Origin of the sequence: Streptomyces sp. NPDC001980 (assembly GCF_040296885.1) — a bacterium.
GTDB lineage: Bacteria > Actinomycetota > Actinomycetes > Streptomycetales > Streptomycetaceae > Streptomyces.
The window spans coordinates 86,354-112,580 of record NZ_JBEOYD010000026.1 but is presented as its reverse complement, the minus strand read 5'-3'; the positions used below and the strand labels follow the sequence as shown (position 1 = coordinate 112,580).

21 protein-coding genes and 1 riboswitch are annotated in these 26,227 nt (G+C 73.2%); of the genes, 11 read left to right on the top strand and 10 right to left on the bottom strand.

Translation table 11 applies throughout. From position 1 onward, the window contains the following. The first annotated feature begins 4 nt into the window (after positions 1-4). Positions 5-994, top strand: coding sequence for an aldo/keto reductase (locus ABT137_RS32900; RefSeq protein ID WP_351714755.1), 990 nt, complete (start codon positions 5-7; stop codon positions 992-994). 62 nt (positions 995-1,056) lie between these two features. Further along, positions 1,057-2,217 (top strand): PP2C family protein-serine/threonine phosphatase, encoded by a 1,161-nt coding sequence (locus tag ABT137_RS32895; RefSeq protein WP_351714754.1) that lies wholly within the window; start codon positions 1,057-1,059, stop codon positions 2,215-2,217. Between the two features lie 4 nt (positions 2,218-2,221). Here ABT137_RS32895 and ABT137_RS32890 read toward each other — a convergent pair whose 3' ends face one another. Next, on the bottom strand, positions 2,222-3,871 hold the full coding sequence (locus ABT137_RS32890) for a carboxylesterase/lipase family protein (protein WP_351714753.1): 1,650 nt from the start codon (positions 3,869-3,871) through the stop codon (positions 2,222-2,224). A 230-nt stretch (positions 3,872-4,101) separates the two neighbouring features. On the opposite strand from ABT137_RS32890, the gene ABT137_RS32885 reads away from it, so the two are divergent. After that, positions 4,102-4,887 carry an NPP1 family protein gene (locus tag ABT137_RS32885; RefSeq protein ID WP_351714752.1) on the top strand — a complete coding sequence of 262 codons (786 nt, stop codon included), beginning with the start codon at positions 4,102-4,104 and terminating at the stop codon, positions 4,885-4,887. Positions 4,888-5,049: 162 nt separating this feature from the next. On the opposite strand, the gene ABT137_RS32880 is transcribed toward ABT137_RS32885, so the two are convergent. The 3 genes from ABT137_RS32880 to ABT137_RS32870 all read right to left on the bottom strand — a co-directional run bounded on the left by ABT137_RS32880 (position 5,050) and on the right by ABT137_RS32870 (position 7,100). After that, a complete protein-coding gene (locus ABT137_RS32880; protein WP_351714751.1) occupies positions 5,050-5,865 on the bottom strand; it encodes an SAM-dependent methyltransferase in 816 nt (271 codons plus the stop codon). A 121-nt stretch (positions 5,866-5,986) separates the two neighbouring features. Further along, complete coding sequence (locus tag ABT137_RS32875; RefSeq protein WP_177233215.1) at positions 5,987-6,223, bottom strand: DUF397 domain-containing protein; 237 nt, start codon at positions 6,221-6,223, stop codon at positions 5,987-5,989. Between the two features lies 1 nt (position 6,224). Next, positions 6,225-7,100: a Sco1979 family transcriptional regulator gene (locus ABT137_RS32870; protein WP_351714750.1), complete on the bottom strand. Its 876-nt coding sequence runs from the start codon at positions 7,098-7,100 to the stop codon at positions 6,225-6,227. A gap of 328 nt (positions 7,101-7,428) precedes the next feature. Here ABT137_RS32870 and ABT137_RS32865 point away from each other — a divergent pair, with 328 nt between their 5' ends. After that, positions 7,429-8,106: an ATP-binding protein gene (locus tag ABT137_RS32865; RefSeq protein ID WP_351714749.1), complete on the top strand. Its 678-nt coding sequence runs from the start codon at positions 7,429-7,431 to the stop codon at positions 8,104-8,106. A 151-nt stretch (positions 8,107-8,257) separates the two neighbouring features. Here ABT137_RS32865 and ABT137_RS32860 read toward each other — a convergent pair whose 3' ends face one another. The 4 genes from ABT137_RS32860 to ABT137_RS32845 all read right to left on the bottom strand — a co-directional run bounded on the left by ABT137_RS32860 (position 8,258) and on the right by ABT137_RS32845 (position 12,673). Further along, the gene (locus tag ABT137_RS32860; RefSeq protein WP_351714748.1) at positions 8,258-8,509 is read right to left on the bottom strand and encodes a hypothetical protein; all 252 of its coding nucleotides are present in this window, start codon (positions 8,507-8,509) and stop codon (positions 8,258-8,260) included. Between the two features lie 27 nt (positions 8,510-8,536). Then, a complete protein-coding gene (locus tag ABT137_RS32855; RefSeq protein WP_351714747.1) occupies positions 8,537-10,672 on the bottom strand; it encodes a hypothetical protein in 2,136 nt (711 codons plus the stop codon). Positions 10,673-10,774: 102 nt separating this feature from the next. Beyond that, positions 10,775-11,233, bottom strand: a complete 459-nt coding sequence (locus tag ABT137_RS32850) for a flavodoxin family protein (RefSeq protein ID WP_351714746.1) — start codon at positions 11,231-11,233, stop codon at positions 10,775-10,777. A 123-nt stretch (positions 11,234-11,356) separates the two neighbouring features. Then, positions 11,357-12,673 (bottom strand): lipase family protein, encoded by a 1,317-nt coding sequence (locus ABT137_RS32845; RefSeq protein WP_351714745.1) that lies wholly within the window; start codon positions 12,671-12,673, stop codon positions 11,357-11,359. A gap of 272 nt (positions 12,674-12,945) precedes the next feature. Between ABT137_RS32845 and ABT137_RS32840 the strand changes: the two genes are divergently transcribed. Next, positions 12,946-13,599, top strand: a complete 654-nt coding sequence (locus ABT137_RS32840; protein WP_351714744.1) for a lipoprotein — start codon at positions 12,946-12,948, stop codon at positions 13,597-13,599. Positions 13,600-13,603: 4 nt separating this feature from the next. Here the strand turns inward: ABT137_RS32840 and ABT137_RS32835 are convergent, their stop codons facing one another. Beyond that, the gene (locus tag ABT137_RS32835) at positions 13,604-15,583 is read right to left on the bottom strand and encodes a DUF1996 domain-containing protein (RefSeq protein ID WP_351714797.1); all 1,980 of its coding nucleotides are present in this window, start codon (positions 15,581-15,583) and stop codon (positions 13,604-13,606) included. Between the two features lie 406 nt (positions 15,584-15,989). Then, positions 15,990-16,167: riboswitch (cyclic di-AMP (ydaO/yuaA leader) on the top strand. 10 nt (positions 16,168-16,177) lie between these two features. On the opposite strand from ABT137_RS32835, the gene ABT137_RS51085 reads away from it, so the two are divergent. Then, the gene (locus tag ABT137_RS51085) at positions 16,178-18,382 is read left to right on the top strand and encodes a C40 family peptidase (protein ID WP_502984609.1); all 2,205 of its coding nucleotides are present in this window, start codon (positions 16,178-16,180) and stop codon (positions 18,380-18,382) included. A 16-nt stretch (positions 18,383-18,398) separates the two neighbouring features. Here the strand turns inward: ABT137_RS51085 and ABT137_RS32825 are convergent, their stop codons facing one another. Then, positions 18,399-19,457 carry an NAD-dependent epimerase/dehydratase family protein gene (locus ABT137_RS32825; RefSeq protein ID WP_351714743.1) on the bottom strand — a complete coding sequence of 353 codons (1,059 nt, stop codon included), beginning with the start codon at positions 19,455-19,457 and terminating at the stop codon, positions 18,399-18,401. A 247-nt stretch (positions 19,458-19,704) separates the two neighbouring features. Here ABT137_RS32825 and ABT137_RS32820 point away from each other — a divergent pair, with 247 nt between their 5' ends. From ABT137_RS32820 to ABT137_RS32800, 5 genes are all read left to right on the top strand, one after another. Further along, positions 19,705-21,069, top strand: coding sequence for an FAD-dependent oxidoreductase (locus ABT137_RS32820; protein WP_351714742.1), 1,365 nt, complete (start codon positions 19,705-19,707; stop codon positions 21,067-21,069). Between the two features lie 315 nt (positions 21,070-21,384). Then, complete coding sequence (locus tag ABT137_RS32815; protein ID WP_351714741.1) at positions 21,385-22,536, top strand: hypothetical protein; 1,152 nt, start codon at positions 21,385-21,387, stop codon at positions 22,534-22,536. Between the two features lie 40 nt (positions 22,537-22,576). Further along, entirely contained in the window at positions 22,577-22,861 is a 285-nt protein-coding gene (locus tag ABT137_RS32810; protein WP_351714740.1) for a YkvA family protein, read from the top strand. 21 nt (positions 22,862-22,882) lie between these two features. Then, the gene (locus tag ABT137_RS32805) at positions 22,883-23,569 is read left to right on the top strand and encodes a 2-phosphosulfolactate phosphatase (RefSeq protein ID WP_351714739.1); all 687 of its coding nucleotides are present in this window, start codon (positions 22,883-22,885) and stop codon (positions 23,567-23,569) included. Positions 23,570-23,679: 110 nt separating this feature from the next. Beyond that, positions 23,680-26,205 (top strand): SpoIIE family protein phosphatase, encoded by a 2,526-nt coding sequence (locus tag ABT137_RS32800; RefSeq protein ID WP_351714738.1) that lies wholly within the window; start codon positions 23,680-23,682, stop codon positions 26,203-26,205. The last annotated feature ends 22 nt before the right edge of the window (positions 26,206-26,227 follow it).

Here is a 26,227-nt window from a genome sequence, read left to right as displayed (position 1 = left end):
TCACATGCGACAGCGCAATCTGCGAGATCTTCAGGTGAGCAGCATCGGCCTCGGGTGCATGGGTATGTCCGCCTTCTACGGCACCGCAGACGAGGACGAGGGCGTGCGGACCATCCACCGCGCGCGGGAACTCGGCGTCACCTTCCTCGACACCGCGCAGCTCTACGGACCGCTCACCAACGAGTCGCTGGTCGGCGAGGCGATCCGGGGGCACCGGGACGAGTACGTGATCGCCACGAAGTTCAACTACCGGATGGACCACGCGGTCCCCGGGGACATGAGCAGCATCGGCCCGCAGGACGGCTCCGCAGAGCACGTCCGCAGCTCGATCCACGGTTCGCTGCAGCGTCTGGGCACCGACTACATCGACCTGTACTACCAGCACCGCGTCGACCCGAACGTGCCGATCGAGGAGACCGTCGGTGCTCTGGCCGAGCTGGTCGCCGAGGGCAAGGTGCGCCACATCGGGCTGAGCGAGGCGAGCGCCGAGACGATCCGGCGGGCGAACGCCGTGCACCCGGTCGCGGCCGTGCAGACCGAGTACTCGCTGTGGACCCGTGACCCGGAGGACGAGGTGCTGCCCGCCTGCCGGGAGCTGGGCATCGGGTTCGTGCCGTACTCGCCGCTGGGCCGCGGCTTCCTCGCCGGCCGGTTCTCCTCCCCCGACGACCTCGACGCGGGCGACTGGCGCCGCACCGGTCCCCGCTTCACCGGCGACAACCTGGAGGCGAACCTGCGGCTGGCCGCCAAGGTGAAGGAGATCGCCGCCGAGAAGGAGGTGACCCCGGCGCAGCTGGCCCTCGCCTGGGTGCTGGCCCAGGGCGACGGCATCGTCCCGATCCCGGGCACCAAGCGCGTCGGCTACCTGGAGCAGAACGCGGGTGCGGTGGACGTCGAGCTGACCAAGGAGGACCTGGCCCGTATCGAGGCCGAGGTACCGCGGGCGGCGGGCGAGCGCTACGACGAGGCCGGGATGCGTTCCGTGAACCTCTAGAGGCCTGCACGTCGAAGGGGCTCGCGGTGGCCGGTCCCCGGGCGGTGGCGCAGGCTGGTGGCATGGGCAAGCTGCAGGGCTGTATGACAGGGCTGCGGCGGTCGTGGCAGTCGTCGCACGCGCTGCTGCTGCTCCCGGTCCTGCTCATCCTGGTGATCACGGTGGCGGACCTCCGCACGCCGGAGGACATCCATCTGGGCCCCGCCCTGGTCATCGCCCCGGCGCTCACCCCGTCCTTGGCGGGCCCCCGGGCGACCGCGCTGGTCGGGGCGCTGGCGGTGGTCGCCCAGGTGGTGATCGCCGTGTTCCACGGCGGTCTGACCACCGCGAACCACATCGTGCAGATCGTCACCCTGACGGTGCTCTCCGTGATGGTGGTGGTCTACAGCGCGGTCCGCGAGCGGCGCCGTGCCCAGCTGGCCCAGGTGCGCACGGTCGCCGAGGCCGCGCAGCACGTGCTGATGTGGCCGCTGCCCGAGCACATCGGCCCGCTGCGGATCGCCTCGCTGTACCTGGCCGCCGAGGACGAGGCGCAGATCGGCGGTGACCTGTACGCGGCCACCCGCTGCGACGGCGAGGTCAGGGTTCTCATCGGCGACGTGCGGGGCAAGGGCCTGTCCGCGATCGGCGAGGCGGCGCTGCTGCTGAGCGCCTTCCGGGAGTCCGCCCACCGGCACGTCACCCTGCCGGACCTCGCCGCCGCCCTGGAGCAGAGCGTGCAGCGGTACGCGGCGGACCTGGAGCCCCGGGAGGAGGCGGGTGAGCGGTTCGCCACCGCGCTGCTGGTCGAGATCCCCGACGAGGACCCGGTGACCCGGATGACCAGCTCCGGTCATCCGCCGCCCCTGCTGCTGAGCCCGGGGCACGCGGTCACCGTGCCGAGCCTGCACCCGTCACCGCCGCTCGGGGTGCCCGGCACGGGCGGCACCGAGCGCACCCTGGACGTGTTCTCGTTCGAGCCCGGTGACACCCTGCTGCTCTACACCGACGGAGTCGTCGAGGCCCGGGACGCGCAGGGCCGCTTCTACCCGCTCGCCGAGCGGGTCGCGCAGTGGACCGACGCCGCTCCGGAGACGCTGATGCACCACATCCGGCGGGACCTGCTGGCGCATGCGGGCGGCCACCTCGGCGACGACGCGGCCCTGATCGCCCTGCACCGCACCCCGACCGTGCACCGCCGTCAGCACCACAGCATCATCGGCCACGGCTCCGCGCGGGCCTAGGGGCTCAGAACTCCGTGGTCTGCGACTCCAGATACGTCTTCAGGAAGGTGAGCTTCGCGTCGCTGTCGGCCACCGCGACCGTGCCGAGGTTCCCGCCGAGTTCCATGGTCTGCGGGGTGTCGGTGGCGACGGCGGGCCAGGTGGTCAGTGAGCTGCCGTTCGGATCGCCGGTGGCGGCGAAGCGGGCGACGTAGGAGGCGGTGGTGTCGGCGGTGTCGTAGTCCTTGGAGGTCCAGGGGCGGTCGGTGTTGTAGAGGTAGCCGAGCAGGTAGTAGACGTCGGAGCCCTCGAAGGCGCCGGTCGCGGCCGTGCCGATGACCGGGTTGGTGTCGTCGTACCCGGGCGGGACGCGGGTCCAGAAGTAGGTGTGGACGGCGCTGGAGTTGGCGGCCGTGTCCTTGAACTGGGTCGCCCACAGGAAGGCGGAGACGCGTTCCTCGTCCCGGGCGTAGGCGCTGAACTGCCGGGCGGCCGCCGTGTCGCTGTCCGCCGGGTACAGGTCCAGGAAGGTGTCCGCCAGCCCCAGCGGGCCGAACTCGGAGCGGGCGTACGACTGGAACGCGTCGAGGGTCAGCTTCAGGTCGGACGAGGCGCCGTTCGCGTCCTTGCAGACGCCGGTCAGCACGGGCACGTCGGTCTCGGCGCAGGCCTTCAGGACGGCGGTGTAGGTGTCGGGCAGGACGTGTCCGTCGAGGACGTGGCCGAAGTCGGCGGTGGTGTCGGCGGCGGCGCCGCTGACGATGTCGTCGGCGTCCAGCGCGCGCAGGCCGGCGAGATCGGCGGCGCCCAACCGGGCCGCGAAGTCGCTGCCGTTGGCCTCGGCGGCGGCGAGGGTCCGGTAGCGGCCGGTCCCCCGGGCAAGGGCCGGGTCCTTGGTGTACCGGACGCCCGAGGAGAGCAGCGCGCGGTGGTAGAGGCCCCTGGCCTGCCGGGACGCGAGCAGGATGTGCACGATGGACGCGCCCTGGGCCCAGCCCGCCAGGGTGACGCGGTCCGGGTCGCCGCCGAACGCGCCGATGTTCCGCTGGACCCACTCCAGCGCCGCGACGACGTCCAGGATCCCCCAGTTGCCGGAGCCGCCGTACGTGGACTCCGCGGTCAGCCCGGGGTGGGCGAGACCGCCGAGCGGGCCGACGCGATGGTCGAGGGTGACGACGACCACGCCCTTGGAGGCGAGCAGCGAGCCGTTGTAGATCTCCTGGCCCGACCACAGGGCCTGGTCGCCGCCGTACAGCCAGACCACGACGGGGCGGCTGTCGCCCGAACCCGTCGCCGCCGTCCAGATGTTGAGGTTCAGGCAGTCCTCACCGAGTTCGGGCACCTGGTCGGCGGGGATGCCCGTGACCGGCTGCGGGCAGGCGGGGCCCCAGGAGTCGGCGGCGCGGACCCCGTCCCAGGAAGGGGCCGGCTGCGGCGGGCGCCAGCGGTTGGCGCCGGCGGTGGTGGCCGCGTACGGGATGCCCTTGTAGACGGTGACGCCCCGCAGGCTGCCCTGGACTCCGGTGACCTGGCCGGACTCGGTGGATATCGCCGTGGCGGCCGCGGTCCTGGCCTCGGCCGGTGTGGACAGCGTGCCGAGCAGCCCGGCCGCGGCGGCGGCGCCGAGGAAGCCGCGCCGGTTCAGCGGGGCGGAAGGCATGTCTGTGTCGCTCACGGGGTTCCCTTTCGGGCGGTGGGGGGGGACGAACCGACGAGTAGCCTGACCTCGGGCGCGCCCTGCGGCAACCGCATCCGGGGGACTCACAGCAGGTCAACAGCCTCTGACAGCAACCGAGTTGGGTCAGCTGTTCAATTGTCTTTGGGTCAAAGTTAAGTCGTAAGGGTGGTCGTCGGCAGGGGCTGACTGCGAGACTCCGCTTCGCCTTTCACCGACAGGGAGTCCCCATGACCGAACTGCAATCCCCCACCCGCAGACGGCCGCTCCGCAAGGCCCTCGCCGCCGCTCTCGGCGCGCTCGCGCTGGTCGTCGCCGTGCCCGCCACCGCGCACGCCGACGTTCTGACGCTGCTGCCGCAGAACGCGGACGGCCTGGAGCAGACGTTCTCCCCGGCCTACGACTACGACGGCGACGGCTGCTACACCACCGCCGCGATCGGCGCCGACGGCACCATCAACCCCGGCCTGTCGCTGGGCGGTGACGTCAACGGCCACTGCCACGACTACGCACAGCTCGCCAACGCCAACACCTACTCCCGCGAGAAGTGCAACAACGGCTGGTGCGCGGTGATGTACGCCAGCTACTTCGAGAAGGACCAGGCGACGCTCGGGCCGCTGGCCATCGGGCACCGGCACGACTGGGAACACGTCATCGTGTGGATCCAGAACAACCAGGTGCAGTACGTCTCGGTGTCCCAGCACAGCAGCTACCAGGTGGCGGCCGCCTCGGCGATCCGGTTCGACGGCACCCACCCGAAGATCGTTTACCACAAGGACGGCGTGTCCACCCACGACTTCCGGTTCGCCAACTCCAACGACGACCCGCCGGAGAACGTGACCGGCGGCTGGTTCTTCCCGCGGCTGGTGGGCTGGGACGGCTACCCGGCGGGCTACCGCGACAAGCTGATGAACGCGGACTTCGGCGACGCCACCATCAAGATCAAGGACGGCTCGTTCAACGCCAACCTGGGGTACTCCATGCCGTCCGGGATCTCCTTCGACCCGAACGCCTGAGCAAGCCGGTGCCCTCGGGGCGGATGCCTTCGGGGAGGTCCCCGTGCGGGACCTCGACCTCCGTGGCGCCGTCCGCCCCGCTACGGGTGATCGTCACCGGTATCCGTGGAACGACCGTGCCGGGGCCGGGAAGGTGAGCCCGGCCCCGGCACGGAGCCTGTGCTACGGCTTGCGGGCGACCGCTCCGTACATCGCGATGTCCTCGTCGCGGATGCCCTGTTCGCCGGTGCCGTCCGGGTGCCACTTGTGCACCTGGACGATGCCCGGCTCGACCAGCTCCAGGCCGTCGAAGAACTCGTGGGCCTCGTCGATGGTGCGCAGCCGCATCGGCATGTTGCGGGCCGCGTACTCGCGGGCGACCCGGCCCACCTCGTCGGGCGCGAACTCGGCGGTGCCGATGGACATCGCCAGGTAGCTGCCGGACGGCAGCGGTTCGAGCAGCCGCCGTACGACGCCCACCGCGTCGTCCGCGTCGAGCATGAAGTGGACGATGGCGATCACCGTGAGGGCGACCGGCTTGTCCAGGTCGAGGGTCTCGCGCAGCTCGGGGGCTTCGAAGAGGTCCGTCAGGTCACGGAAGTCCGCCTCGATGTACGCCGTCCGGCCCTCGGGCGTGCTGGAGAGCAGCCCCTGGGAGAGGGTGAGGACGATGGGGTCGTTGTCCACGTAGACGACCCGGGAGTCCGGGGACACCGCCTGGGCAATCTCGTGGAGGTTCGGGGAGGTGGGGATGCCGGTCCCGACGTCCAGGAACTGGCGCATCCCCGCCTCTTCGGCGAGCCAGCGCACGGCGCGGTTCATCCAGTCGCGGTTGGCGCGCATGTGGATCGGGAGCGCGGGCCACTCCCGGGACATCGCGTCGCCCGCCTCCTGGTCGGCGGGGTAGTAGTCCTTGCCGCCCAGGATGTAGTCGTAGATCCGTGCGGAGTGCGCGTTCTCGGTGTCGATGCGGTCGGCCGGCCATCCGTTGTCGGGCAACGCCGTGTCTCCCATTCAGGTGAGGGATGCGGGGGTGTTCGGGGGGGCTGCGCGGTGGTGCGTCGGGTGTGGGGGGTTGGTTGAACGATCAGCTATAGCAAGGAAGTTCCGGGAAATCCGATCACATCAGGAAGTCGGCGTCACCCGCCTTCACACCGGACAGGAAACTCGTCATCTCACGGGGTGTGAAGACCAGCGCCGGTCCGTCGGGGTCGGTCGACTGGCGTACCGCGACCCGGCCGTCGGCGAGCTTCTTCACTTCGACGCAGGCACCGCCGGCGTCGTCGCTCCACGGCTTGGACCAGCCGCGCGCGCCGAGTTGCCGGGACGGGATGCCGTTGCGTATGGGGTGGTGCACGTCAGAGCTCCTTGCGAATCGCACCGAGGAGGGCCTCGGTCTTTCTGGCGGGCGCTGCCTGCGCGCCCAACCGGTCCAGGGCCTCGCGATAGACCACGACGTCGTCGCTCTTGTCCAGGTAGACGGCACCCACCAGGCCGTTGAGATAGACGATGTCGGGCAGCTCGGGGGCCTTGAAACGGAAGAGGTGGTACGCGCCCGCGCGCATGGCGGGGTGCGGGCCGTTGGCGAACGGCATGATCTGCAAGGTGACGTTGGGGAGCCGGTTGATCTCGATGAGATGGTCGATCTGGGCACGCATCACCCCGGCGCCGCCGACCGGCCAGCGCAGCACGGTCTCGTCCATCACGACCCACAGCCGCGGCGGGGCCGGCCGGGTGATCAGCTCCTGGCGGCGCATACGCAGCGCCACCATGCGCTCGGTCGCCTCGCCCGGCGCGTGCGGGTTGCCGGCGCCGAGCAGGGCGGCGGCGTACTGGCGGGTCTGCAACAGGCCGTGCACGAACTGGTTCTCGTAGGCGCGGATCTGCAACGCCGCCTGCTCCAGGCTGAGATAGGCGGCGAACCAGTCCGGCATCACATCGCGGTAGGTGTGCCACCAGCCGCGCTTGTTGGCCTCGCGCACCGACTGCAGGAAGGTGTCGACCTCCTGGCGGTCCGTCACGCCGTAGACCTGCAGCAGCTTCTCGGCGTCGGCCAGCCGGAGCCGCGCCACCTTGGCGGCCTCCATCCGGCGGATCGTGGAGTGGCTGACCCCGATCGCGGCGGCCGCCTGCTCGTAGGTCAGGCCGGCCCGGGTCCGCATCTCCTCCAGCTGCCGGCCGAGGATCATGCGCAGGACGGAAGGGGCTCCGCCCCAGTCGGTCTCCGAGGTCACGCCCTACCCCCTCACACCAGGTTCCAGGGTCACCGTCTCACGTACCCGTGATCGTTCACGGACTCGTTCGATCACTTCCTGTCGGAAGCAGCATGCACTTCGCTTCTTGCAATTTTCAACTTGCTGGTTGCGAGGCGATGTTGGCAGATGCCAAAGTGGAGTCACTGCTCCGGCCGACCAAGGAGCAGGCGAAGCAGTCCAGTTGGGGGAGACTGAGCTGCGGCCCGGCGCCGCCCAGGCACGGGTCGTCGTCTGCCCCCGTGCGGCCCGGGGCGGACACGACCGCACAGCCCCCCACGCTGCGAAGCCGGACGAAAGGCGCACGGCGATGGCCCCGCCCTCTCTCCCCCAGCCGCTCGACCGACTGCCCGAGGACCACATACCCGGCCTGCCCCGGCCGGCCCTGGCGGCCGCCGCCGAGGGCCCGTACCGCCCGTCGGAACCGACCGGCATCCCCAGACCACCCGGAGGCGAACGCCTCGGTCGACTCCCTGGGCCGCAAGGCCTCGACCGGTTCGCCTCCGGGGACCGGACCGCCCTGCACAGCCGGGTCTTCGACCTGGCGCCGACGCCACGCGCGGTGGGCAACGCCCGCCGGAGCGTGGGCGAGCTGCTCGGCTCGTGGGGCGTGGGCGAGGAAGCCCGCGACAACGCGGTTCTGGTGACCTCGGAACTGGTCACCAACGCGATCGTGCACTCGGCCGGCCGGCGGATCGTCTGCCGGGTGCACGCAGGCGCCGACCGGATCCGCATCGAGGTCGAGGACCAGAACAACGGGAGCATCACGCTCCCGGCACCCCGGCGGGCCAGACCCGACGAGCAGAACGGGCGCGGCCTGTTCCTCGTCGACGCGCTCAGTCTCGACTGGGGCGTCACGGCCGCGCCGGAGGGGCGGCCCACCGCCCGCGTCGTCTGGGCCGAACTGTCGACGGCACCGGACGCACCGCTCACCACCCCCCACACCTCAGGAGGCCCCCCGACCCATGGACCGTCCCCCCACTCCTGACCTCGCCGCCGACCCGTCCTGGACCCGCACCCGCCCCAAGCCCGGCCCGGAACAACCCCACACCGCTCCGGCGGGCTGAGCCGCCGATGCCACACCGTGGCCGGGACGCGATCGTCCCGGCCACGCCGCGTCATCGATCGAGGGCCGCCGTTCACTCCACCGCGTGGGCCAGCAACGCGGTCGCGGCCGCCCGCAGTTGTATCGCCGCGGTCACGCAGGCCGTCGCCTGCCGCTCCAGGGCGGCGCCGCTCCACTCCGGTGCCCCGGCACAGTCGCCCAGCCGCTCGGCGGCGCCGCGCAGCCGCTGGGCGTAGCCGTCCATCCGGTCCGCGTCGACCCTCAGGCCGTCCACGTACGCGAGGAGTTCGGGGGCGGCGGTAACGGGACGGGATTCGGTCGCCATGGGGCTCACCTGTACTCGGGGGGATGCCTAGCGCGGCAGCACCGCGCCGGCGCTTCTGTGGGCCACGAACCGGGGGCTGGTCAGCACGAACCCGGGCCGTACGGCGTCCAGTTCGAGGATCTGGAGGTGCCGGGCGAGCGGCCCGTGGGCGCCGTCGAGCCGCAGCCGCAGCCGGGGGCGGGCATGGATGCGCGGCCTGCCGTGGGCGCGGACCAGGGTGCGGACGGTGCTCTCGCCGCGGCGACCGTAGAGCACCCAGTCCGCCTCGGGACAGCGCGCTCCGGGCCCCGGGCGGCCCTCCACCGAGACACCCAACTCGGGTGCGTGCACGCGCAGTTCGCGACCCTGCAGCTCGACGTCGGCGGAGCCGCGCACGGCCGGCTGGGCCCAGAGTTCCGCGGCCACCGCCCGCGCCTCCTCCGTACCGACGGCGAGCGCGACCACGTACCGTCCGGTGCGCCGCAGGTCGGCACGGCGCAGCAGGTCCGCGGCGAGGTCGTAGGCGTGCGGCCGCCACAGGTCGTCGACCAGCACCGACAGACCGAGCTCGGTATAGGGGCCGATGGTGGTGCACCGGTGCTCGTAGAGGGAGAGCACGGCGAGGGCACGGCGGCCGAGCCGGGTGGGGACCAGCCAGGCGACGTCGGGCAGCAGGCTGCGGGCCACGTCGGTGTCGACCGGGAAACACAGGTGCGCGGCGGAGGAGTCGTAGTAGCGCACCGGCACGTCGACCGGGCCCGCCGAGGTGGCGAGGCCGGTGGTGGGGACGGCCAGGAACGGGTAGCCCTCGGGCGGGCGGCCGCGGTCCCTGAGCCGGTAGACACGGGTGCGTTCGACCGGGCCCCGGTAGGGGGCGAGGGCCCGGTCGACGTCGGCCCGGGCCTGCGGGATCACCGTCTCCAGGTGGTCGATGTACACGCGAAGCAGGTGGCAGTGCGGGAACTCGCGGGTGGGGCCGGTGTAGTCGACCCGGTACCGGTTGGCGTGCGGGGCACCCGGGGCGTCCAGGGCCGGGACGATGTCGTACCGGTTGGTGATGCCGGCGACCCAGGTACGCGGGTCTGCGGGCCTGCGGTCGTCGGCCCGCGCGCCGACGGCGACCACGTGGGTGACCCGGTAGGCGCGGCAGAACTCGTCGTCCTGCGCGAGGTTCAGCAGCGCGATCCCGCCCTCGCCGTGCCCGACCAGCGCGAGGTCGGCGCCGCGCGGGATGCCGTGGTCCCGGATCGCCAGCAGGATCGAACGGGCGTACGGCGAGTCGGTCAGGAACAGGTCGCGCCACGCACCGGCGAAGTCCTGCGGGGAGTCGTCGCGCGGGCGACCGGGGGCCGTGCCGGGTGCCTGGACGACGTACCGGAGCACGCCGTCGGGGCCGCGTACCTCCTGGACGAGGACGCGGGCGTCGCCGGCGAGGGCGTCGATGTTGCGCAGGAAACCGAGGAAGGAGCCCTCGGTGACGATGGACCGGGTCTCCTCGGCGGACAGCTCGACGGCCTGGGCGGCGCCCGCGCCCTGGTCCGTGCCGGAGAAGTGGGCGGCGTCGAAGCCCCGGACCGGGCCGGTGGTCAGCTCCCGGCCCGCGGCCAGCGCCCAGGCGGTCTCGTCGCTCAGCGGGTCCTCGTCCAGCAGGCCCCGGACGGCGAGGAGTTCCGCCAGGATCGGGGCGAGAGCGGACAGGGAGCGCTGGGCGCCCTGGTCCTTGAAGAGGACCCGCAGCGCGCGGACGGCCGCCTCCGGGTCGCGGTCGGCGGTGACCGCGTCCGTCAGCCGGCGCATGCCCGGGTCGCGCCCGAACTCGGGGTGGTCGAGGAGTACGGCGGCGATCCTCAGCCGCAGCGAGCCGACCGCCACGAGCGCGGCCAGGCTCTCCCGGCCGAGCGCCTCGCCCGCCGCGCCGAGCAGATGGCCGACGCCGTCCGGCGCGACGATCGCCGAGCCACCGAGGCCCTGCTTGTTGGTGAGCGTCCGCAGCAGTGCCCAGCGGGCGGCCAGGCCGGTGCGCGGGCGGCGGCGCGCGGAACCCGTCAGCGCCGGGGCGAACAGGACGGAGCTGGTCCGTGCGGAGACCTCGCGGATGCCCTCGGCGACGGCCACCACGTCACGGGCACACTCCCGCAGCATCTCCGCCGCGGGCGGCCCGCAGGCACGGCGCTGCGCTGCCATCCGGCGCTCCCTCGGATCGACGACACGGCCTGCTCCCATCGTGTGCCCTGGCTCCGGCGCCCGCACCTTCGTCCATCCGGGTGACCGGCGCCCGGAGACCGGTCAGGCGTCGGTGGCGAGGCCGGCGGCGAGCGTCGCGCCCAGCTCCCAGCACGCCTCCATGTCGGCCTTGCCGGGCTCGCCGGTCACCGTGACCGGTTCGGCCGCCCGGCGCCAGCCGAGGCCGGTGGTGATGGAGTCGAGGGCGCGCAGGGCGCCGGTGACGTCGTTGCCGCCGTGCACGTAGGCGCCGAAGGGGCGGCCGCGCGTCTCGTCCAGGCACGGGTAGTAGATCTGGTCGAAGAAATGCTTCAGGGCGCCGGAGACGTAGCCGAGGTTGGCCGGGGTGCCGAGGAGATATCCGTCGGCCGCGAGCACGTCGGCGGCGGTGGCGGACAGCGCCGCCCGGCGCACGACCCGCACGCCCTCGATCTCCGGGGGGGTCGCCCCGGAGACCACGGCCTCGAACATGGCCTGGCAGTGCGGTGAGGGGGTGTGGTGGACGATCAGCAAGGTGGGCACAACGGCACCCTGCCGTGCGGTGCCCGCCGACGGCAAACGGCGGCGGGCGGCACTCGGGGCCGTACGGGCAGGACTGCGCGTACAAGGCTGCACGTTCAGAGCTGCACGTTCAGAGCTGCACGTTCAGGGCTGTACGGGCAGGCTCCAGCAGTTGGAGCCGGCCGGTACGCCGGCGAGGCGGGCGGTGAGCCAGCCGACGGCGTCACCCTGGTCGGTGAGCAGGGGTTCCAGATGGTTCAGCAGGGCGCGGCCCGCGGACGGCAGGACGACCGGCACATAGGTGACGTCTGCACCCTCGTCGCACCAGTCGACGGCGAGCTGCCGTGCCTGCGCGTGCGGGACGAGGTCGTCGCTGACGCCGGTGGCCAGCCGGACCGGGCTCGTCGGCGCGGTCCTGCCGATGCGCTGATCGTCCAGGAAGGCCTGGAGGACGGGCTCCTCGCCGACGACCTCGGCGATGGAGCTGCCGTCGTTCGTCCAGGCGGTGCTGTGCTGGGAACCGTAGGCGAGGAGTGCGTCGCCGACGCACATCGTCGACAGGTCGGCGAGGGCGGCCCGGCCCGCAGTGCCGAGGTGGGCGTCGACGATCGGCCTGAGCGCCGGGTCGGCCTGCACGAAGCCGTTGACCGCCCAGCCGAGGGCGCCGGCCAGATCGCTGCCGTCGATGGCCGCGGTGACGGCGGTGAGGTCGGCGGGCGGCGCCCCGGCGTAGGTGCCGGACAGGGTGACGTCCGGGGCGTAGGCGGGCTGGAGCTCGGCGGCCGCGGCGGTGGCGCCGCCACCCTGGCTGTAGCCGAACAGGCCCACCCGCGAGGCCGCGGTGACCGAGGCGCCGGGCAGGTTCCGGGCGGCGCGCACCGCGTCCAGGACGGCGTGGGCGCCGTCGAGCCGGTTGACGTAGGTGTGGAGCCGGTCCGTGGCGCCGAGTCCCACGTAGTCGGTGACGACGACCGCGACGCCCTCGGCGAGCAGCCGGTAGATCGACAGGTCCTCGTATCCGACGGACACGGTCCGGCCGTTGAGGATCAGTGGGTACTGCAGGCCCATGGAGGCGGCGCACTGGTCGCCCTGCCCCATGGTGCCCGGGGCCAGCGCGACCAGCGGGCGGGCGCCGGGGCCGAGCCAGGGAACGGTCGGCTCGATGTAGGCGCCGGTGACGGCGACGGGGTCGCCCGCCGAGTCCGTGGACTTGTACATCAGCCGGGTCGCGGTGCCCGGCAACGGGCCGGACAGGCTCGGCAGGCTCAGGGCCAGCGGGAGGGGTTCGGTGCGGACGAGGGTGCCGTCGGCCGTGGGCAGGGTGGCCGGCGGGTCGTAGAAGGCGGGGATGGTGACGCCCCGGGAGACCTCCGCCTGGGAGGTCGTGGCCTGCAGGGTCTGCAGGCAGAGGCAGGCGGCAGCGGCGACGGCGGTCGCCAGCAGGCGGGCACGGACGGGCACGGGGAAGTACCTCCTGGACGTGCGGGGACGTGGGAGGTGGTGCGTGGGGACCCGAGCGATGCCGGGTGACGGCGGTCCCGGTGCGGCTGCCGGGACACGTGGCGGCTCTCCTCGACGGTAACGAGCAGGGGTTACCGGCGGTACCACCCAGTAGGTTACGGTTCAGTAATGTGATGCCCCGTCAACCGGGACCGTCCGCACCTCTCGCGTACGACGGTGTCGGCGCCCTCGGTTACAGTGACCGCCGGTGTCGTACCAAGGGGAGGTAAAGAGTGGGGACCCACGGGGGCGGAGTGGCACTGACCGGGCTGTTCGTGGCACTGCTGGCGGGATGCGGCGCCACGCCGCGCGCCGTCGAGGTGACCGAGTCGGGTCACGCGTCCGCTGCGGCGGCGCAGCGCGGGGGCTCGATCGGCGCCGCCGGTTCGGCCTGCGAGCTGCCGGTGGTGTTCGACACCGCCAAGGGCTGGAAGGCGGAGGCCGTCGACGACCTCGCCGCCGTCGCCTCCGCCGGCACGGACGACGACATCACCGAGGAGGTCGTGGACGGCCTGCTGCACCAGGGCCCGGTGACCATGGTCTGCGAGATCGACGCCAAACCCGCCGGGAACATCGGCTACTTGAGGGCGTGGACCGGCAAACCCGGCAGCGGCGACGCGCGCGCCGTGCTCCGGGCGTTCGTGGCCGCCGAGCACAACACCGGCCGGGCGACGTACCGGACCTTCACCACGGGCGGACTCTCCGGGGTGCGGGTCGACTACCTGTACACCAGCAAGCTGCTGGAGGAGACCAAGAAGGAGTCCGCGCTCGCCGTGGTCACCCCGAAGGGCCCGGTCGTCCTGCACCTGGGCGGGCTCGACAGCGCGGAGCACGACGAGATGCTCCCCGCGTTCGAGCTCGCCCAGGACACGCTGCGCAGCAGGTGAGAGGTCAGACCGAGTTCCGCTTGGTGCGCCACAGCAACGCGGCCCCGCAGGCCAGCAGCAGGCCGCCGAAGACCGCGGGCCACAGGTGGGCGCCGGTCTCGGCGAGACCGCCCTGGACGGCCTGGGGCTCGGTCTGGGGCTCCGTCCCGGAACCGGTGGCCGGGGTCTCCTGGCCGGCCGGGGCGGCGACCGCGGTGTCGGTCGGCGCAGCGGTGTTACCGGTCGGTGCCTCGGTGTCGGCCCGCTGCGTCGGCTCGCTGATCACACCGCCGCCCGACGACTTCGTGGTCGACGTCTTCTTCGGCGACGGAGTCGCGTAGACCCTCGGCAGCTCGGTGCCGCCGGAGCCGGAGCCGGGGGCGGAGGCGGTCTCCGTAACCGGGGTGCCGGCCGGGGGCTCGGACGACGGCTGGTCGGAGGACGGCTGGTCGGACGACGGCTGCTCGGTCGCCGGCTCGGACGGCTCGGCGCTCTGCGACTCGGCCGGCGGCGCGACCGGGCTGGCGGTCTCGCTCGGTTCGGACGGCTCCGCGCTCTGGGACGGCGGCTGCTCGCCGGCCCCCGCACCGCACGTGCGGCCGGAGTTGATGCAGTCGACCATCGTCCGCATCAGGCTCTCGTCGAAGACGTTGATGAAGTCTCCGTGGTCGGTGACCGGCTTGTGCAGCTGCTCGGGGAACGAGTCCACCGCGAACAGCGGGACCGTACGGCCGCCGTCCTGGAGGCTCGGCGCGTCCACGGCGTAGACGATGCGCTGCACCAGCTGCGGGATGGCCTGGAAGCCGGCCGGGCAGCTCCCGTCGGGGGCCTCGAACGCCACGTGGGTGCGGTGGTTGGCGCTGTCGATGTTCCGGCCGTCCCAGCAGCTCTGGAACCTGAACGTGCGCACGACGTCACTGCCCGACGGGCAGAGTGGGTACTTGTCCTTGAGCTGCCGGTCCTCGTAACCGGTGCAGCTCCAGGAGGCGTTGGCGTTGGCCGGGCCGTTGACGAACGCCTTGGCGTCGCCGGTGATGATGCGCAGCAGCCGCGGCATCTCGGTGACCTTGGAGGTCGGGTTGCCCTCGAAGGTCAGCGTGACCTCCTTCGCCGTCACGATCTGCCCGGCGTTGCCCTCGGTGCCGCCGCCCGGCTTGTCGGCGTCCCGCTCCTGCTTGCCGTTCTGCAGCCGCAGCACGGGCCAGTAGTACGTGGACTTGTCGCCCTGGTCCGCGCAGCTGGTGTCGGCGTTCGCGAGGTCCTGGTCGCTGGCGAAGGCGTTGTTGGACTGGTTGCCGATGTAGTCGTGGAAGTGGTGGGCGCCGTTGGAGACACCGGGCGCGACGATCACGTTGTCCGAGTTGAACAGTCCGTTCGCGTTGACGCCACAGCTGGAGGAGAAGGTGCCGGTGGAGCCGCCGGGCTGCTCGGCCGGGGTCGAGACGTTGGGCTGGACGGAGGTGATGTCCGCGTAGTCGGCGGCGACCGGGCCGTTGCCGCCCTGGCCGCCGGCGCCGGTGCCCTGGCTCGGCGCGGCGCTGCCCTGGCCGCTCTGGCTCGGCGTGGCACCGTCCTGGGGGGTGGCCGACTGCCCGTCGCCCTGGTTCGAGGAGCGCAGGGTGCAGGCGGCGAGGTCGTCGAGGCCCTGCGGGCGGTCGCCCTCGCGGTCGATGGCGTCCGCGATGCGCTGGATCGACTCGGACCGCTTCTCCTTCAGCGGGTCGATGATCGCCTGGTCGGCGACGCCGGGGTTCTGCTCGATCTCGGCGGCGGACGCCGTGAGTTGCTGGTAGGCGGCCGCGATCTGCTGGTCCAGCTGGGCGAGTTCACGGTCGACGTCGGCCCGGGCGCCGTCGGGCACCGCCGTGAGCCGGCTGCCGACGTCGGGGCAGTAGATCGTGGGCGCGGACAGCACCTGGCCGGTGGCGACCTGGCCCTGGTCTCCGCCGCTCTCGGTGGCCGAGGCATAGACGTTCACCGCGACCAGTCCTCCGCCGCCGAGCATCAGGGCGACCGCTGCGAAGGTCGCGCGTTGTGCGCCGGTCGGGCGTCTGCGCCTGTTGGGTCTCAAGGTCGTTCCCCTGCATGTCGTGGGCGGCCGGGCATAGAAATCCCCCGCCCTATACGACACGTGACGCCACTGTGTTCAACAGACCCACGAATTCACGGTGACCTCACAGAAAGCGGGCGTTCCGGAGCAGGGGGACGCGACCGACGGCAACGCCTCGGTGACCCTGCGAATGCAATGGAAGCGCGCGAAATGCCGTGCCCTACGGTCGAGTTTCGAACGCTACGACGAACATCACAATTACGTATCGGACATTAGCCACTTCAACCTTCACACGAGTGACACAAGTTGGCTAAGTTGACGGGCAAGCCGCTCGGCTCCCCCCGGCGAATCCCGTCGGGCCGCGCGGCCTCCGCCGAGTCCGGTGCCCCTCAGGGGCGGATCCGGAGCCGGGGACCCAACCGAACACTGGGGTGAATCGGCCGACCGTCCGCAAGGGCAGAGGCCGTAGGGCATGCCTTCCGGACTTCACCGCGCCCGAACCCGACAGCTAACTCGGTAGGCGGAGTACGGAAGGAGCACGACCCCTCAATGGCGCCCGAAAGCCGTGACGAGGTTCGACAGCGGATCGACAGCCTCTACGACCAGGCCGAGAACGCCACCGGGAACTACAACGCCACCCGTGCGATGAGCGGGGGCTCGCGTTCACGCGGCGTCCCGCTGTTCAAGCGGCCCCGTCGCGACGACCCGGGCCTCGACAACATCGCCCGGGAGTGGTTCGAGGGGGCGCGTTCGAAGCTGGGGCCGAGCGTGCCGGCCGCACTTCCGTCCGACCGGCAGCCCGACCGACCCGGCCCGCGGCGGCCCGTCAGCTCCATGGCCGCCGACCTGCTCGGCCAGCTGGAGGACTCCGGACCGGCCCGGCTGGAGCTGACCGCGGGGCCGTCCGCGCAGAGCGAGATCGAGGTCGTCCGCGAGCTGCCGGCGCGCCCGAGGCTGGAGTTGACGGCGGGGCCCGCGACGGCGCTGCCGGCGGCGCCTTCGGGTGCGCCGAGGGCGCTGCCCGCCGCCGCGCCGCAGCGAGCCACGCCGGGTACCTCCAAGACCAAGAACCAGCTCAAGCTCGCCAAGGCGCGCGAGGTGCTGTTCCAGCGCACCGGGCAGCGCGCGATCGCCGCCCTCGACCCGGCACCGGCCCCGATCCCGGTCGCCCAGGCCGCTCCGGCGGCGCCCAGTCCCTGGCCCACGCCCGAGGCCCAGGTCCCGGCGCAGCAGTGGCAGGCTCCCGCGGTCGGCATACCGAACCAGCGCACCGGCAGCGGCTCCTTCCGGGGCGACTCGGCCGCCGCCACGCGCGCGCTCCCGGCGGTGACCGAGACGGGCGGCATCCCGATCGTGTCCCCGTCGGACACCGGTACCTTCCGCATCATGACCCCGGGGGGTGCCGACAGCGCCCCGACCCGGGCCGCGGCGGACGCGGGCGGCTTCCGCGTCATGACCCCGGGCGGTTCGGGCGGCGGGACCTACCAGACCGCGTCCACCATGGACGCGGGCACCGCCCAGGGTCCGGCCCCGTCCCCGGGGGACACCGGTTCCTTCCGCATCATGACGCCGGGTGCCACGGGCTCGTTCCCGATGCCGACCCCGGGCGACGCGGGCGCCGTCCCGACCCCGGACCCCATGAGCACGAGCGCCTTCCCGACCGCGGACCCCATGGCGAGCACCAGCGTCTTCCCGACGGCGGCTCCCACGAACACGGGCGCCTTCCCGACCGCCGCCCCCACGGACAGCGGCGTCTTCCCGACCGCGGCGCCCGCCCCGGCCCCCGGCCCGATGGACCCCGGCGGCTTCCGGGTCATGTCGCCGAACGCGCCTGCCGCCTACGCCGACATCCCTCCGGTCGCCGCCGACACCGCCTACGCCTACGCCGCGTACCCCACGGCGGCTCCCGTCGCCCCCGCGACGCCGATGGCCACCATGCCGCCGGCCGCGCCCTTCGCCGCGGCACCCGCCGCCGACATGTACGGCTCCTACGCGGCAGGCATGCAGCCCGACGGCGCCTACGCCTACGCCTACGCCGCCACCATGGCCATGCCCACGGCGATGGCAGCGCCCGCCGCCGCTATGCCCGCGCAGATGCCCGCGCAGATGGGGGCACCCATGGCGGCCCCGATGACAGCGCCCATGACGGCACCCCTCGCACCGGCGATGGCCGCGATGCCGACGGCCATGACCGCGCCGCCCGAGGCGATGATGGCGGCCCCGCCCACCATGGCGATGCCCACTGCCGCCCCCGCCCCGGTCGTCACCGCCCCGCTCCCCACCACGCCCCTGCCGACCGCACCCCCGCAGGTCCCCGCCCCGGTTCTCCCCGCGGCCGCGCCCGGCGCCTACGCCGACCCCGGCGTCTTCCTCCAGCCGGGCGCCGGGGCCGAGCCGGGCAAGGCCATGAAGGCGCTGGCGTTCGCGCGGGAGCAGATAGGCCGGCCGTGTGTCTGGGGAGCGACCGGGCCGGGGGCGTACGACGCCTCCAGCCTGACCCAGGCCGCCTGGCGCGCCGCCGGCGTATCGCTGCCGCGCACCGCGCCGGAGCAGACCCTGGCCGGCACCCCGATCACGCTGGCCGCCGTCGAGCCCGGTGACCTGGTCTTCTTCTTCGACGACGACAGTCACGTCGGGATCTACGCGGGCGGCGGCGCGATGGTGCACGCGCCGAGCCCCGGGGCGCTCATCCGCGAGGAGTCGATCTACAACGCCGGGGAGTCGGCGATCCACCGCGTGATCCGCCCGGCCTGACCCCCGGCCGTCGGGCTCAGACCCTCCGCCGCCGGGTGCGCCAGCTCTCGTGGTGGTCCAGGAGGGTCTCCTCGACGGGCCGGTAGGCGAGGCCCAGTTCGTTGACGCTGCGGCCGTTGTCGACGCGGAAGCGGATGCCGAGGTGGTTGCGTATGTAGTCCTGGGTCAGGCCGAAGAGCGGGCCCAGGACCCGTACCGGCCCGTGCGGGAGTGCGGTGCGCGGCAGGCGCGGGTCCCACGGGTGGCGGGTGCGGATGATCCGGGACATCTCGTGGAAGGACGTCATCGTCTCGTTGGCCACGATGTAACGGCCGCCGGCCGCCGGGTTCTCCGCGGCCGCGATGTGCGCGTCGGCCACGTCGCGGACGTCCGCGGTCGTGAAGCTGAAGTCCGGGGCGCCGTAGCAGAAGTAGCCCTTGAACAGCTCGTCGAGCAGGAAGAGGCTGCCGGACTCGGAGGCGGGCGTGAGGGAAGGGCCCAGGATGAGGCCGGGGTTGATCGAGACCAGGCGCCAGCGGTCCTGGGCGGCCTCGGCGTCCCAGGCGGCGCGCTCGGCGACCGTCTTGGCGTAGTGGTAGGGGTTGTTCGCCACCGTGCTGGTGGTGTTGAAGTACTTCTCCGTCAGGACCTCGCCGGCCATCCCGCGGACGTCGGCGTAGTCGCCGAAGATCGCGCCGACGGTGGAGGTGAAGACCACGGTTTCCACGTCCGGGGTGCGCTCCACGCTGCCGAGCACGTTGCGGGTGCCGAGCAACGCCGGGTCCACCAGCTCCCGTTGGCCGTCCTTGATCCGTTCCGGCATCAGGAACGGCGAGGCCACGTGGAAGACGGTCGCGCAGCCGCGGAACGCCTCGTCGAAGGAGCCGTCCCGGAGCAGATCGGCCTCGAACAGGGTGAGCCGGCCGGGGAAGGCCTCCTGGAGCTCCCACAGGGGCCGTACCTTCGTCGCGTCGGAGGCGCGGCGGACGGTCGCGTGGACCCGGTACCCGCGCTCCAGCAGCCGCCGTGCCAGATGGCTCCCGACGAAGCCGCTGCCGCCGGTCACCGCGACGGTCGTCCTCCCGCGTGCGTCCACGCCCTCACCCCTCGCCCTCCGGCCACCGCGCCTCGGTGCGCCGCAGGGGACAGGTTGGTGCATGTACCCGGCACCCGCCAAGCACCGGGAAGTCGCGATGACGTCCCGGACGTCATAAGCCCCACCCGATACAAGTCATAAGATCGCCTTATGGGGTCATAGAGCGGACCCGCGTACTAACTTAGGACTGCCTTAGTTTAGGCTTCCCGTTCGAGATCGCTTGTCCTCACTCGAAGGGAACCTGATCATGCCGCGCCCCCTGCGGGTAGCCATCGTCGGAGCCGGCCCCGCCGGGATCTACGCCGCCGACGCCCTGCTCAAGTCCGCGGTGGCCGCCGAGCCCGGCGTGTCCATCGACCTCTTCGAGCGGATGCCCGCCCCGTTCGGCCTGATCCGGTACGGCGTCGCCCCCGACCACCCGCGCATCAAGGGCATCATCACAGCCCTGCACCAGGTGCTCGACAAGCCGCAGATCCGCCTGTTCGGCAACGTGGACTACCCGACCGACATCAGCCTCGACGACCTGCGCTCCTTCTACGACGCGGTGATCTTCTCGACCGGCGCGACCGCCGACCGCGAGCTGCGGATACCCGGGATCGAGCTGGACGGCTCGTACGGCGCCGCCGACTTCGTCTCCTGGTACGACGGCCACCCGGACGTGCCCCGCACCTGGCCCCTGGAGGCGGAGAAGGTCGCGGTCCTCGGCGTCGGCAACGTGGCCCTGGACGTGGCCCGCATCCTCGCCAAGACGGCCGACGAGCTGCTGCCGACCGAGATCCCGCCGAACGTCTACGACGGCCTCAAGGCCAACAAGGCCCTCGAAGTACACGTCTTCGGCCGCCGCGGCCCGGCGCAGGCGAAGTTCTCCCCGATGGAGCTGCGCGAGCTCGACCACTCCCCCACCATCGAGGTCATCGTCGATCCCGAGGACATCGACTACGACGAGGGCTCGATCGAGACCCGGCGCGGCAACAAGCAGGCCGACATGGTCGCCAAGACCCTGGAGAACTGGGCGATCCGCGATGTCGGCGACCGCCCGCACAAGCTCTTCCTGCACTTCTTCGAGTCGCCGGCCGAGATCCTCGGCGCGGACGGCAAGGTCACCGGGCTGCGCACCGAGCGCACCGCCCTCGACGGCTCGGGCAACGTCAAGGGCACCGGCGAGTTCAAGGAGTGGGACGTCACCGCCGTCTACCGCGCGGTCGGCTACCTCTCCGACAAGCTGCCCAAGCTGCCCTGGGACATCGACTCGGGCACCGTCCCCGACGAGGGCGGCCGGGTCATCGAGGAGAGCGGCAGCCACCTTCAGTCGACGTACGTCACCGGCTGGATCCGGCGCGGCCCGGTCGGCCTCATCGGCCACACCAAGGGCGACGCCAACGAGACGGTGTCCAACCTGCTGGACGACTACGCGGGCGGCCGCCTGCACACCCCCGAGGCGCCCGCGCCGGAGGCCGTGGAGGCCTTCCTGGCCGAGCGCAACGTCCGCTTCACCACCTGGGAGGGCTGGTACAGGCTGGACGCCGCCGAGAAGGCGCTGGGCGAGCCGCAGGGCCGCGAGCGCGTCAAGCTCGTCGAGCGCGAGGACATGCTCCGCGAGAGTGGCGCGTGAGGCACTGAGACGTGACGTGTGAGAGGGGGCCGACGGACTGCCGTCGGCCCCCTCCCGCGCCTCCGGTTCCCGCGCTTCCCGGCGGTGTGAACGGGGCCCGCCCCTGGCGGATGGTCGGGCGGGCCCCGTTCCCGGCACCATTGTCCGAGGCCGGCCGGATCAAGGGCACGGGTGAACCGGCGTCGCATGGCGCACTCGGTTCGCGCCCCGGGTGCGGGGCGCACTCGCCGTGCGCGGGCGGCCCCCGCCCTATGAGACACGCTCCCGGGCGGTGATACTGGAGGACGCACTCCTCTTCCACCCGCAGATTGGCCCATGTCGAACTCCGCCACCGACCGTGCCGTCCTTCCGCCGACCGTCTGGGCCGCCCGCGGCCGCCACACGGGTCCGGATTCCGAGGAGGTGATCCGCAGGATCCTGCGCAGCCGCCAGGAGGCCGGCGTCCTCGACGACCTCGCGGAACCCCCCGTGCCCGAGGACTCCGCCCGACGCGTCTTCGAGGCCCGCTGGCGCGTCGAGGACGGCACCGTGACGGTGCGCGCCCGGCTGGCCCTCGCCGTCGACCTGCAGGGCCGGCAGGCGGGGCGGGAGTGGCAGCTCGTCGCCGAGGCCGACCGGCCCTGGGACGAGGCCTGGCCCTCCCCGGCGGCGATGTTCTGGCCCGACGGCGAGGAGGCCGGTGACGGCGGCGAGGCCGCCTGGGACTACCACCCGGCCGTGGCGGGCGTCAGGCTGCGCACGGTCAACCCGCTGCCCGCCGACGACAAGGACATGCGCCGGGTGCTGCGGGACGCGGCGAAGGACGCCTGGTGCGTCAACCTCGTCGTGCACGAGGCGATGACGCCCGACGCGCTCGGCCGGCTGCCCCTGGTCCGGCAGCTGCCGCCCGGCCTCGCGCACCGCGTCGTGGAGCACCGGGCCGCGCCCCAGCAGTTCCGTGCCGTCAACTGGGCGCTGCGCGACCTCGGTGTCGAGGTCCCGCGCGGCGGCGCCGTGCTGCTGCCCCCGGACCCGGCGCCGGCCGGCTACGACGCGCAGGAGTACGCGGTGCGCAGCGTCTTCCTGGACGGCTCGGAGCCCACCGAGCTGATCACGGCCCTGCGCCGGTTCGCCGCGCTGCCGAAGCCCGCTCCGCAGGGCGCCGAGGAGGCGCTGGCCGATCTGCGGGACAACTGGACCCTGATGACGCTGGAGGAGGAGCTGGCGCGCGAACGGGGGCGCGTCGCGCAGTACGCCGAGGCGCTGGAGGCCATGACCAGGTCCCGCGACCTGTACCGGGAGGCCGCCGCGCGGGCCGACGAGGCGCTCGCCGCCCTCCGCGACACCCCGGCCCCGGCCGCACCGGCAGCCCAACCCGGGTCCCCCTTCCAGCAGTTGACCCGCGCCTTCAAGGGACTGCGGGCCCCGAGGGAGAGTGCCGGACCGACGGCCATGCCCGGGGACGAAACCGGGAAGACGGACCAGTGAGAGACCCCGGGCCGGATCGGGGCCGGACGACAGGACAGCCATGGACACCACCACGACCGTGCTCGTGATCTGCGCGATCGTCGCCGCGGCCCTGCTCGCCGGCGCCGTCGCCGTACTCGTACGGCTGGTCCGCACCCGGCGCACCCTGCGCCGGGCCGGGCTGCCGACCGGCTCGCGCTGGGTGTTCTGGGGCGCCGTCCTGTATCTGGTGCTCCCCACCGACCTGTTGCCCGACCCCATCTACCTGGACGACATCGGCGTCCTGCTCCTGGCCCTGCGCTCCATGCGCGCGGCCCTGCCCACGGCCGAGGACCCGGAACTCTGACCGACCGGGCATGATGGCGTCGTGCGCGCCACGTTCACCGGTGTCCCCGGTCTCTCCTCGACGCCCGAAGTCGCCGTGGTCGTCGACGTGATGCGCGCGTTCACGGTGGCGGCCTGGGCGTTCCGTATGGGCGCCGAGCGGATCGTGTTCGCCGAGACCCTCGACGAGGCACGGGAGTTGAAGGCCCGTCACCCCGGCTTGCTGGCCTGCCAGGACGGCCCGGTGGTGCCGGGCTTCGACCTGGCCAACTCACCGGCCCAGCTGCGCTCGCTGGACGTCGCGGGCCGCACGGTCGTCCAGAAGACGACCGCCGGGACGACCGGGGCGCTCGCCGTCGCCGGGGCCCGGCTGCTGCTGTGCGCGAGTTTCGTGGTGGCCGGGGCCACGGCAGCCGTGCTGCGGCGCGAGCGGCCCGCGGCGGTCACCTTCGTGGTCACCGGGGACGGCGGGCGGGCCGAGGAGGACCTGGCGTGCGCCGAGTACATCGCCGGGCTGGTGACCGACGGCTCCGTCGCCCCCGGCCCGTTCGTGGAGCGGGCACGGAACTCCGGCGGGGCGGCGCGGCTCGCCGAGGGCCTGCGGCTCGGTTGGCAGGGCGTCCACCCCGACGACGTACCGATGTGCCTGGAGGCGGACGCCTTCCCGTTCGCCATGGCGGCCGGGTGGGAGGACGGCCACCTGGTGCTTCGGCCGGTGGGCGGGGGCTGAGACGGCCGGAGCCGCCGCCTGATCCGTGGCCCGGGGGTGCGTATCCGGGCCGTCGTGACGCATTCTTGCTGTGTCACCCACCCGGCGGTGCGCGGACGAGGCAGGACCCGATGACTGGGAGCGGCGAGCACGTGGGCCGGGCGCGTGAGCGGCTGACCGCGCTGCTGGTCGAGGCCTCGACCGGCGCTCTGGGCGCGGCGGGTGCCCACGTCGCCGGGGTGTACCTGCGCTCCGGCACCCCCGGGCTGCTGCGGCTGGCCACACTGGTGGGGCTCCCCGGCCCGCTGTTCAGACCCTGGTGGCGACTGCACGTGGACCGGCCGTTCCCGGTCGCGGACGCCTACCGGCTCGGGACGCGGGTGGTGCTGCCCAACGCCACGGAGATGGTGCGCCGCTATCCGCAGTTCGCGGCGGGCCTGCCCTTCCAGTTCGGTTCGGTGTACACGCCCGTGCCCGGGGCGGAGCCGTCCTTCGGGGTGCTCACCGTGCTGCTTCCCGGTACCGCGGACACGGTGGACGAGTTGCCCGACCTGGACCGGCTGTGCCGGCTGGCCGAGCGGCTGGGGGCCGGGCTGCGGGAGCTGGTGGCCGAGGAGGGCGACGCGGCGGTCGCCTGGGAGGGCGAGCCGGTGTGCGTACGGCCGCCCGCGCCCCGGCCCGGGCCGGCCCGGGTGGGCCGTTTCACCTGGGATCCGGCCACCTCCGCGGTGCACGCGGACGACCGGCTGCACGTCCTGCTCGGCAGGGCACCGGAGGACTTCCCCGGAACCGGCGCCGAGCTGGCCGCGGCCGTGACGCCCGACGACGCCGACGACGTGCTGACCGCGCTGCACGAGACCGCGGCCGGCAAGCCGCCGGACGCCCCGCTGCGGGTGCGGGCCGCGGACGGCGCCCCGCTCCTGCTGGAGCTGTGGCCGCCGCCCGGCGCCGCCGGCCCGCCCCTGGTCTCCGGGATCGTCGTCGACCCGGGTCCGGGCCCGGGCCCGGCCACGGCCGCCGACGGAGCGGCCGATCTGCTCCCCGACGGCGTCTTCTGCCTGGACCGCTCCGGGGTCCTCCGCTATGTCAATCCGGCCGCCGTCGGCCTGGCGGGGCGGCCACGCTCCGAACTGCTCGGCCGGTCCGTGTGGGAGGCGATGCCGTGGCTGGGCGGGCCACAGTACGACGACCACTGGCGGGGTGCGCTGCTCGCCCGTGGCCCGGTGCACTTCCAGGTCCGGTGCGAGGAGGTCGCCGAGGGCGAGTGCCTCGCCCTGTCCCTGCACCCGGGCCCGGATCTCATCACCTGTACGGTCGTCCCGGCTAGCCGGATCGACCCCGCGGTGCAGCTGCCCCCCACGGCCGAGCCGGGCGCGGCGGCCGCGCCCGGGCGGCCCGGTGGCCCCGGCGGGCCCTCGATGACCCCGCTGTACCGGCCGATCGCCCTGGCGATCGCACTGACCGACGCGGTGACCGCCCGGCAGGTGTCCGCGGTGGTGATGCAGGAGCTGCTCCCCGCGTTCGGCGGCCGTCGGCTGGCCATCTACCTGCTGCAGGACCGGCATTTCTACCTGGCCTGGGAGACCGGCTTCCCGCCGGGCTTCCTCGCCCCGTTCGACGGCGTCGGCCTGGACGCCCACATCCCCGGTGTGGAGGCCCTGACCACCGGCAGGCCGCTGTTCTTCGAGTCGATGCGGCGGCTGGCGGACACCTACCCGGGCCTCGCCCTGGACGCCGACGTGGGCGCCCGCGCCTTCCTCCCGCTGATCGCCTCCGGGCGCCCGGTCGGCACCTGCATCCTCGGCTTCGAGGCCGAGCGCGGCTTCAGCACCGAGGAGCGTACGGTCCTCACGGCGCTCGCGGGGCTGATCGCGCACGCGATGGAGAAGGCCCGGCGCTACGACAGCGAGGCCGCCCTCGCCCGCGGTCTCCAGCAGGCGCTGCTGCCTCGCCGGCTGTCGGCGCACCCGCAGGTGGAGACCGCGGGCCGGTATCTGCCGGGCACCCAGGGCATGGACGTGGGCGGCGACTGGTACGACGTCGTCGGGGCGGGCGACGGCCTCGCGCTGGTCATCGGCGACGTCCAGGGGCACGGTGTGCAGGCGGCCGCCACCATGGGGCAACTGCGCAGCGCGGTCCGGGCGTTCGCGCTCAGCGACCGGCCGCCGGACGAGGTGCTGAGCGGCACCAACCGGCTGCTCATCGACCTCGACCCGGGCCAGTTCGCGAGCTGCTGCTATCTGCGTCTGGACCCCGCCACCGGGCGCGCCCGGATCGCCCGGGCCGGCCATCCGCCGCCCCTGCTGCGGGCCCCGGACGGCCGCACCCGCGTCCTGGAGATCCCCGGCGGTGTCGTCCTGGGTGTGGACCCGCGGGCCCGGTATCCGGTGACCGAGCTGGAGCTGGCGCCGGACGCGATCCTCGCCCTGTACACGGACGGACTGGTGGAGCGGCCGGGCGCCGACATCGACGACGGCATCGCGGCGCTGGGGGCGGCCTTGTCCGCGGCCGGGGCGGCGCCGGGGCGGCGCGGCGCCCGTACCCTCACCGGGGTGGCCGACCGGCTCACGGCCATGGCCCGGCACGCCACCGACCGCCCGGACGACGTCGCACTGCTGCTCGCCACCCGCCGTCCGGGGCCCGCAGACCGGGGGTGATCGGGACACAACGGGGTATCGA

Excerpts from the sequence above, each read along its gene's own strand:
- ABT137_RS32900 (WP_351714755.1), top strand. The coding sequence starts at position 5 with ATGCGACAGCGCAATCTGCGAGATCTTCAGGTGAGCAGCATCGGCCTC.
- ABT137_RS32895 (WP_351714754.1), top strand. The coding sequence starts at position 1,057 with ATGGGCAAGCTGCAGGGCTGTATGACAGGGCTGCGGCGGTCGTGGCAG.
- ABT137_RS32800 (WP_351714738.1), top strand. The coding sequence starts at position 23,680 with ATGACTGGGAGCGGCGAGCACGTGGGCCGGGCGCGTGAGCGGCTGACC.
- ABT137_RS32855 (WP_351714747.1), bottom strand. The coding sequence starts at position 10,672 with ATGGCAGCGCAGCGCCGTGCCTGCGGGCCGCCCGCGGCGGAGATGCTG.
- ABT137_RS32835 (WP_351714797.1), bottom strand. The coding sequence starts at position 15,583 with ATGCTCGGCGGCGGAGGACTGGTCGCGGTGAACGTCTATGCCTCGGCC.
- ABT137_RS32865 (WP_351714749.1), top strand. The coding sequence starts at position 7,429 with ATGGCCCCGCCCTCTCTCCCCCAGCCGCTCGACCGACTGCCCGAGGAC.
- ABT137_RS32885 (WP_351714752.1), top strand. The coding sequence starts at position 4,102 with ATGACCGAACTGCAATCCCCCACCCGCAGACGGCCGCTCCGCAAGGCC.
- ABT137_RS32810 (WP_351714740.1), top strand. The coding sequence starts at position 22,577 with ATGGACACCACCACGACCGTGCTCGTGATCTGCGCGATCGTCGCCGCG.
- ABT137_RS32820 (WP_351714742.1), top strand. The coding sequence starts at position 19,705 with ATGCCGCGCCCCCTGCGGGTAGCCATCGTCGGAGCCGGCCCCGCCGGG.
- ABT137_RS32860 (WP_351714748.1), bottom strand. The coding sequence starts at position 8,509 with ATGGCGACCGAATCCCGTCCCGTTACCGCCGCCCCCGAACTCCTCGCG.
- ABT137_RS32815 (WP_351714741.1), top strand. The coding sequence starts at position 21,385 with ATGTCGAACTCCGCCACCGACCGTGCCGTCCTTCCGCCGACCGTCTGG.
- ABT137_RS51085 (WP_502984609.1), top strand. The coding sequence starts at position 16,178 with ATGGCGCCCGAAAGCCGTGACGAGGTTCGACAGCGGATCGACAGCCTC.